Origin of the sequence: Streptomyces sp. NPDC051662 (assembly GCF_040681655.1) — a bacterium.
GTDB lineage: Bacteria > Actinomycetota > Actinomycetes > Streptomycetales > Streptomycetaceae > Streptomyces.
Genome location: NZ_JBFAZD010000013.1, coordinates 238,277 through 245,091 on the forward strand (window position 1 = coordinate 238,277; position 6,815 = coordinate 245,091).

The following is a 6,815-nucleotide window of genomic DNA, read 5'->3' on the forward strand; positions in this document are numbered from 1 at the left end:
CGACGGGTGGCTCGCGTGCCGTTCGTATGCCGTTCGTATGGTATTGCCGCGTTGCCCGTGTCGGCACGCCTGAAGTGCCGGGTTCGCCGATCACTCCGGGTTAGCGTGCCCTCATGATGAACGAGCATCCGGAGGCGAGATTCGGGGGCAGACCCCGGCTGACCCGCCGGGGCCGGCTGGTCCTGCTGCTGACCGTGGTCCTGGTCGTGGCCGCCGCGGTGCTGGTTCCCGTGCTGCTCCTGACCGGGGACGGAGACGGCGAGAAGCGGACGACACTGGTCATTCCGGAGGGTCGGCGCGCCGCCGATGTGTATGTCTCCGTCGATCAGGCACTGGGTCTGTCCGAGGGCACCACCCGCAAGGCGGCGTCCACCGCGCGACTGCGGCTGCCCGAGCCCGCCAAGGGCAACCCCGAGGGCTTCCTCTTCCCGGCCACCTATCCGGTCGGCTCCGCGACGACCCCGGCCAATCTGCTGAGCTATATGGTCAACACCGCCAACCAGAGGTTCGGGGCGGGCCGGGTCAGCGCCGGGGCGCAGAACGCCGGGATGACGACCTATCAGGCGGTCATCATCGCCAGCATCGTGCAGGCGGAGGCGGACTCGGTGGCCGATATGGCGAAGGTCGCCAGAGTCGTGCACAACCGGCTGTCACTGGGCATGCCGCTCCAGATGGACTCGACGCTGAACTACGCGCTGAACCGCTCGACACTGGACACCAGCAACGCGGACACGAAGATCGACAGTCCGTACAACACCTATGAGCGCAAGGGCCTGCCGCCCACGCCGATCGGCAACCCGGGGGAGGAGGCGATGAACGCGGCGCTCAACCCCGCAAACGGGGACTGGCTGTACTTCGTCACGGTGAAGCCCGGGGACACCCGCTTCACCAACAAATACGCCGAGCAGCGGCGAAACGTCGAGGAGTTCAACGAGAACCGCAAGGCCGCGAACGGCTCGGCCTGATCGCCTCTCCGCCCGGCCGCGGGCTCGGGCGCGTCAGGCCACGGCCGGTTCGCGCGCCAGGAGCTCCTTGATCTCCCGTACGGCCGCCCGCCCGGCCCGGTTGGCGCCGATCGTCGAGGCCGACGGCCCGTACCCCACGAGATGGACCCGTTCGTCCCGTACGGCCCGAGTGCCCTCGACCTGGATACCACCGCCCGGCTCCCGTAGTCCGAGGGGTGCCAGATGGCTGACGGCCGGCCGGAACCCGGTCGCCCAGAGGATCACATCGGCCTCCACCGTCCGGCCGTCGTCCCAGGCCACGCCGTCGGGGGTGATCCGGTCGAACATCGGCAGCCGGTCGAGTACCCCCGTCTCACGGGCCCGCGAGATCGCCGCGGTGACCGGCAGACCGGTCACCGACACCACACTGCGTGGCGGCAGTCCCCGCCGTACCCGCTCGTCGACGAGCGCGACGGCCGCCCGCCCCTGTTCCTCGCCGAACGGGCCCTCGCGCCAGACGGGCGGGCGGCGCGTCACCCACGTGGTGTCCGCCGCCACCTCCGCGATCTCCATCAGATGCTGGGTGCCGGAGGCCCCGCCGCCCACCACGACCACCCGCAGCCCGGTGAACCCGTCGGGCCCCGGATAGTCCGCGGTGTGCGACTGCCGCCCCCGGAAGGTCTCCTGACCGGGGTAGCGCGGCCAGAACGGCCGGTCCCAGGTCCCCGTGGCGCTGATCAGCGCGCGGGCCGACCAGTTCCCCTCAGACGTCTCCACCAGCAGCCGCCCGCCGTCGCCCTCGCGTACCGCCCGGACATCCACGGGCCGATGGACCCGGAGGCCGAAGCGCCGCTCGTAGGCGGTGAAGTACGCCCCGATCACCTCGGAGGAGGGCCGGGCGTCATCGCTCTCCGTGGTGATCAGCTCCATGCCGGGGAGCGCGTGCATGCCATGTACCTTGCCGTACGTCAGTGACGGCCAGCGGAACTGCCAGGCGCCGCCGGGGTGCGGGGCATGGTCCAGTACGACGAAGTCGCGGTCGGGTTCAAGACCCGACCGCCGCAGATGGTAGGCGCCGGACAGACCCGCCTGCCCGGCGCCCACGACCACCACATCGATGTTCCGCACCCCAAAGTCGTTCACGTTTCTACCAACAGCCTCCGGGGCTGGAATCTTCCCCCGAGACCTGAAGCGCTGGGTCCTCTGTCACCGGCCGCCGGAGAGCAGCAGGGGAGCGCCGCCGGGCGCGGATGCCGGGCGGCCGTTCGCCGCGGGCACGCCCAGCAGCGGCGAGGCCGGGACACGCGCGAGGAGCCCGCGCGCGGCCAGTTGCGGTGTCACGCCCTCCCCGAACCAGTACGCCTCCTCCAGATGCGGATAGCCGGACAGGACGAAGTGCTCGATCCCCAGCTTGTGGTACTCCTCGATCCGGTCGGCCACATCCGCGTGACTGCCCACCAGCGCGGTGCCCGCTCCGCCCCGTACCAGCCCCACCCCCGCCCACAGATTGGGCGCGATCTCCAGCCGGTCGCGCGACCCGCCGTGCAGGGCGATCATCCGCTGCTGGCCCACCGACTCGCTCTTGCCCAGCGCCTGCTGGGCCGCCGCGACCGTGTCGGGATCGAGATCGTCCAGCAGCCGGTTCGCGGTGGCCCAGGCTTCCTTGGCGGAGTCCCGCGAGATGGTGTGCATCCGGATGCCGAAGCGGACCGTACGGCCACGCTCCGCCGCGAGACCGCGGATCCAGTCGATCTTCTCCTTCACCTGGGCCGGCGGCTCGCCCCAGGTCAGATAGACATCCGCGTGCTCGGCCGCGACCGGCCCCGCCGCCGCGGACGAACCACCGAAGAAGATCTCCGGCAGCGGATCGGGCGGCAGCGCGGTCAGCCCGCCCTCCACCTGGTAGTGCTCACCGTCGAAGTCGTACGGCCGGCCGCCCCAGACACCACGGATCACCGAGAGGAACTCCGCCGTCCTGGCGTACCGGCGGTCGTGGTCGAGATGGTCGCCGAAGCGGCGCTGCTCGGTCGAGTCACCACCGGTCACCACATTGAGCAGCAGCCTGCCCCGGGTGATGCGCTGGTACGTGGCCGCCATCTGCGCCGCGAGCACCGGTGAGATCAGCCCGGGGCGGAAGGCCACCAGGAACTTCAGCCGCTCGGTCTGCTGCGCGAGTGCCACCGTCGTCAGCCAGGCGTCCTCGCACCAGGTGCCCGTCGGCGTCAGTACCGCCTCGAAGCCCAGATGCTCGGCGGCCTTGGCGATCTGCGCCAGATAGTCGATGTCCGGGGCCCTGACCCCGCTCACCGGTGTGACCCGGGAGCGCTTGATACCGCCGTCGGTGTACGCGTGGCGGTCCACGAGGGTACGTCCGTCGCCCCCGGTCGGCAGGAACCAGTGCAGATGAATGCTCATCGGGAAGAGCCCTTTCCGTAGCTGCGCGCCGGCGAGGTCGACGGCGGGAGGTCCTTGTTGAAGCGGTCGTCCACGTAGTCGGCGAAGTCGAAGGCGTTGGGGATGAGCTTCAGTTCGGTGAAGGTGTCGGCGATCCGCTGCTCCGAGGCGATCGCGGCCTGGTCGAGGGCCACCGGTACGCGCGTGCCGTGGGTCAGTTTCACCGCGTCCAGGGCGACTTCGTACGGCAGCCCGGTGTCCTTCGCCCAGACCTTCGCCCACTGCTCGGGATGGCCGAAGACCCAGTCCTGCGCCCGGCGCAGCCGTTCGATGAAGTCACCGATCGCCGCCGCCTTGTCCTTGTCCTTGAGCGCGGCGGGCGCGGCGACCTGGAAGTTCAGCCCATTGACGACGCCCCGGCCATCGGTCAGTACCCGCCCCTGCCCACCGCGCAGTACCTGAGAGGTGTACGGATCCCAGACGGCCCAGGCGTCCACCTTGCCGGTGGTGAACGCGGCCAGGGCGTCGGCCGGCTGCAACAGGGTGACCTTGATGTCGTCGAGGGTCAGGCCGGCCTTTCCGAGCGAGGCGATCAACTGGTAGTGGGCGGAGCTGCCCTGGGCGACCGCGACGGACTTGCCCTTCAGATCGGCGGTCTCCTTCAGCGGCGAGTCCTTCGGTACGAGGACGGCCTCGCCCCGGGAATCGCCGTGGGTCGCCGCGACGACCGTGATCTTCGAGTTGGCTCCGGCGGCGAAGACCGGCGGGGTGTTGCCGACGGAACCGAGGTCCACAGCACCGGCGTTGACGGCTTCGAGCAGCGGTGGTCCCGAGGTGAAGGTGGACCACTTGACCTGGTACGGGAGATCGTCGAGTTCACCGGCGGCGCGGAGGACCGATTCCGAACCGCCTTTCTGGTCACCGATGTTGAGGGTCAGGGAGCCCTGGCCGTCGACGGCGCCGCCCGCGCCTCCGGAGTCGTCGGCGGACGAACTGCCGGAGCAGGCGGTGAGGAGGAGGGCGAGGGGGAGCAGGACCGCGGGGAGGAAGCGTTTCATGGGCTGTCTTTCTGATATGGGGGAGAGCGCGACAGACAGGGCCTAGGCGGCGGTGCTCGCGGCGACGGGCTCGTCGACCCCCAGCTCGGTGAGGAGCCGGGAACGGAGAGCCGTGAAACCGGGATCGCCGACGGCGCGCGGCCGGTCCAGCGCGACCGGCGTCTCGTACGCGATCACTCCGTCCCGCATCACCAGCGCCCGGTCCGCGAGCAGCAGCGCCTCCTCCACGTCATGGGTGACCAGCAGCACCGCGCAGCCGCGCCGCTGCCACAACTCGGCCACCAGCCGCTGCGCCCTGATCCGGGTCAGCGCGTCGAGCGCGCCGAACGGCTCGTCGAGCAGCAGCAGATCCGGTTCCCTTACGAGAGCCCTGGCCAGCGAGGCGCGCTGGGCCTCGCCGCCCGAGAGCGTCTTCGGCCAGGCCCCCGACCGGTGGCTGAGCCCGACCTCCGCCAACGCGCTCTCGGCGACGTCCCGTTGGGGCTTGCCGTCGAGGCCGAGCAGCACATTGCGCCAGACCCGCTTCCAGGGCATCAGCCGCGGCGCCTGGAACGCGACCGCGCGCCGCTTCGGTACGAGTACGGTTCCCTCGATATCGCGGTCGAGCCCCGCGAGCACCCGCAGCAGCGTCGACTTGCCACAGCCGCTGCGGCCGAGCAGCGCGGTGAACTCCCCGGGACGCAGGGTCAGATCGAGCCGGTCGATCACCGGACGCCCGTCGAAGGCGCGGGTCAGCCCCTCGACCCGTACCGCCGCGCCTCCGGACCCCGGAGCCGTGCTCGGCGGGCTCACTTGCCCTGGAATGTCGGTCGCCATTGCAGCAGCAGCCTTTCGAGAGTGCGGACGACGGCATCGGCGAGCAGGCCCAGGAAGGCGTAGACGACCAGGCAGACGACGATGACGTCCGTACGGAAGAACTCCCTGGCCTGGTTCATCAGAAAGCCGATACCGGCGTCGGCGTTGATGGACTCGCCGAATACCAGCGCGAGCCAGGCGGTGGCGAGTGAGTACCGCAGCCCGGTCATCGCACCGGGCAGCGCGCCCGGCAGGACGACATGCCGTACGAGACCCCAGCGGCCGAGCCCCAACGACTGTCCCGCCTCGATGAGTTGCTCGTCGACGCCGCGAATGCCCGCGTACACATTGAGATAGAGATGGAAGGCCACCCCGAGCGCGATGAGCGCGATCTTCGGGGCCTCGCCGATGCCCAGCCAGATGATGAAGAGCGGGATCAGCCCGACCCAGGGCACGGTGCGCAGCATCTGTACGGTCGCGTCGACCAGATCCTCGCCGAGCCGGGAGAGCCCGGAGACCAGCGCGAGGGAGATCCCGATCACCCCGCCGAGCAGCAGTCCCACGGCGACCCGCTGGAGCGAGATCCCCATGGCCGCGGGCAGGGTGCCGTCGCTGATCAGCTCACCGGCGGCGCGGGCGATGGTGCCGGGGGAGGCGAGGATGTCAGGGTGCAGCACCCCGGTCGCGCTGAGCACCTGCCAGCCGACCAGGAGCAGCAGTGGCCCGACGGTACGCCGCAGCCAGCGCGGCACGGCCCGGCGCCGGGAGCCGGCCGCGGGTGTCACGGGCTCCAGCGCGAGGGGCTCATTCTTCGAAATCGCCGATATGTCCGGCGGTGCGTGATCGATGGTCATGGCGGCTCCTCGGGCGGGGGGAGTGGGAAGGAGCGTGCGGAAGGGCGCGGGCGGTAAGGACGTGTGCGGTAAGAACGTGTGCGGGAAGGACGTGCCTCAGTGCCGGCGCGCGGGGGTATGACGGCGGACGGTCAGTGGGACACACCGACCGGGGCGACGGGAGAAGCGGGGCGCGGCGGAAGGAAAGCGCCCCGGGGGGAGAAAGAGGTCAGCAGCCGCGACGACACGCGGCGGACGCCACCCGCAGCAGGTCGATATGACCGCGCGTGGTGAGCAGAGCTGAACGCAACATGCCGCAGAACGTAGCGAGGGTTTCCGGATCCGGTCAATGGTGTCTCGGCACGCGGACGCGCGATCCCGCGGGGCGGGCGGGAAGATGGGGGCATGCCCGACGCATTCACCACCAGGACCCTGAACGTCACCACCGGCACCCATGAGGCGGTGACCGATCTGACCCATGCCTGTGCGGAATTCCTCCGGGACAGCGCGGCGGGCCGGGACGGTCTGCTGAATATCTTCGTACCGCACGCGACCGCCGGTGTGGCGATCATCGAGACGGGCGCCGGCAGCGACAACGATCTGCTCGCCGCGCTCCACACCCTGCTCCCGGCCGACGACCGCTGGCAACACCGCCATGGCACCCCGGGCCACGGCAGGGACCATGTCCTCCCCGCCCTAGGGCGTGTTGCGAAAGTCCCGCCTGCCCGGCGACGCCCGGCACGCACGCTCGCCGCGTTGTCGGATCACCCCAGTACGTCCAGTACTGGGGA

Annotated in this window: 8 protein-coding genes; 2 read left to right on the forward strand and 6 right to left on the reverse strand. The window is 70.5% G+C overall.

Annotation, left to right across the window (positions count from 1 at the left end; all coding sequences use genetic code 11):
- Positions 1–113: 113 nt before the first annotated feature.
- Positions 114–965, forward strand: a complete 852-nt coding sequence (gene mltG, locus AB0M67_RS23220; protein ID WP_365748235.1) for an endolytic transglycosylase MltG — start codon at positions 114–116, stop codon at positions 963–965.
- Between the two features lie 33 nt (positions 966–998).
- Here the strand turns inward: mltG and AB0M67_RS23225 are convergent, their stop codons facing one another.
- The 6 genes from AB0M67_RS23225 to AB0M67_RS23250 form a co-directional block, all read right to left on the reverse strand.
- Positions 999–2,087 carry an NAD(P)-binding domain-containing protein gene (locus AB0M67_RS23225; protein ID WP_365748236.1) on the reverse strand — a complete coding sequence of 363 codons (1,089 nt, stop codon included), beginning with the start codon at positions 2,085–2,087 and terminating at the stop codon, positions 999–1,001.
- 63 nt (positions 2,088–2,150) lie between these two features.
- Positions 2,151–3,359, reverse strand: a complete 1,209-nt coding sequence (locus tag AB0M67_RS23230) for an LLM class flavin-dependent oxidoreductase (protein WP_365748238.1) — start codon at positions 3,357–3,359, stop codon at positions 2,151–2,153.
- Positions 3,356–4,396 (reverse strand): ABC transporter substrate-binding protein, encoded by a 1,041-nt coding sequence (locus AB0M67_RS23235; protein WP_365748240.1) that lies wholly within the window; start codon positions 4,394–4,396, stop codon positions 3,356–3,358. The genes AB0M67_RS23230 and AB0M67_RS23235 overlap by 4 nt, the downstream gene beginning before the upstream one ends.
- A 42-nt stretch (positions 4,397–4,438) precedes the next feature.
- Complete coding sequence (locus AB0M67_RS23240) at positions 4,439–5,212, reverse strand: ABC transporter ATP-binding protein (RefSeq protein WP_365748242.1); 774 nt, start codon at positions 5,210–5,212, stop codon at positions 4,439–4,441.
- Positions 5,185–6,045 carry an ABC transporter permease gene (locus AB0M67_RS23245; RefSeq protein ID WP_365748244.1) on the reverse strand — a complete coding sequence of 287 codons (861 nt, stop codon included), beginning with the start codon at positions 6,043–6,045 and terminating at the stop codon, positions 5,185–5,187. The genes AB0M67_RS23240 and AB0M67_RS23245 overlap by 28 nt, the downstream gene beginning before the upstream one ends.
- A 208-nt stretch (positions 6,046–6,253) precedes the next feature.
- Positions 6,254–6,337: a putative leader peptide gene (locus tag AB0M67_RS23250; protein ID WP_349817350.1), complete on the reverse strand. Its 84-nt coding sequence runs from the start codon at positions 6,335–6,337 to the stop codon at positions 6,254–6,256.
- 92 nt (positions 6,338–6,429) lie between these two features.
- On the opposite strand from AB0M67_RS23250, the gene AB0M67_RS23255 reads away from it, so the two are divergent.
- Positions 6,430–6,815, forward strand: a 386-nt coding sequence (locus AB0M67_RS23255; protein WP_365748246.1) for a YjbQ family protein, incomplete at its 3' end; no start/stop codon positions are given.

Excerpts from the sequence above, each read along its gene's own strand:
- mltG (WP_365748235.1), top strand. The coding sequence starts at position 114 with ATGATGAACGAGCATCCGGAGGCGAGATTCGGGGGCAGACCCCGGCTG.
- AB0M67_RS23230 (WP_365748238.1), bottom strand. The coding sequence starts at position 3,359 with ATGAGCATTCATCTGCACTGGTTCCTGCCGACCGGGGGCGACGGACGT.
- AB0M67_RS23235 (WP_365748240.1), bottom strand. The coding sequence starts at position 4,396 with ATGAAACGCTTCCTCCCCGCGGTCCTGCTCCCCCTCGCCCTCCTCCTC.
- AB0M67_RS23240 (WP_365748242.1), bottom strand. The coding sequence starts at position 5,212 with ATGGCGACCGACATTCCAGGGCAAGTGAGCCCGCCGAGCACGGCTCCG.
- AB0M67_RS23245 (WP_365748244.1), bottom strand. The coding sequence starts at position 6,045 with ATGACCATCGATCACGCACCGCCGGACATATCGGCGATTTCGAAGAAT.
- AB0M67_RS23250 (WP_349817350.1), bottom strand. The coding sequence starts at position 6,337 with ATGTTGCGTTCAGCTCTGCTCACCACGCGCGGTCATATCGACCTGCTG.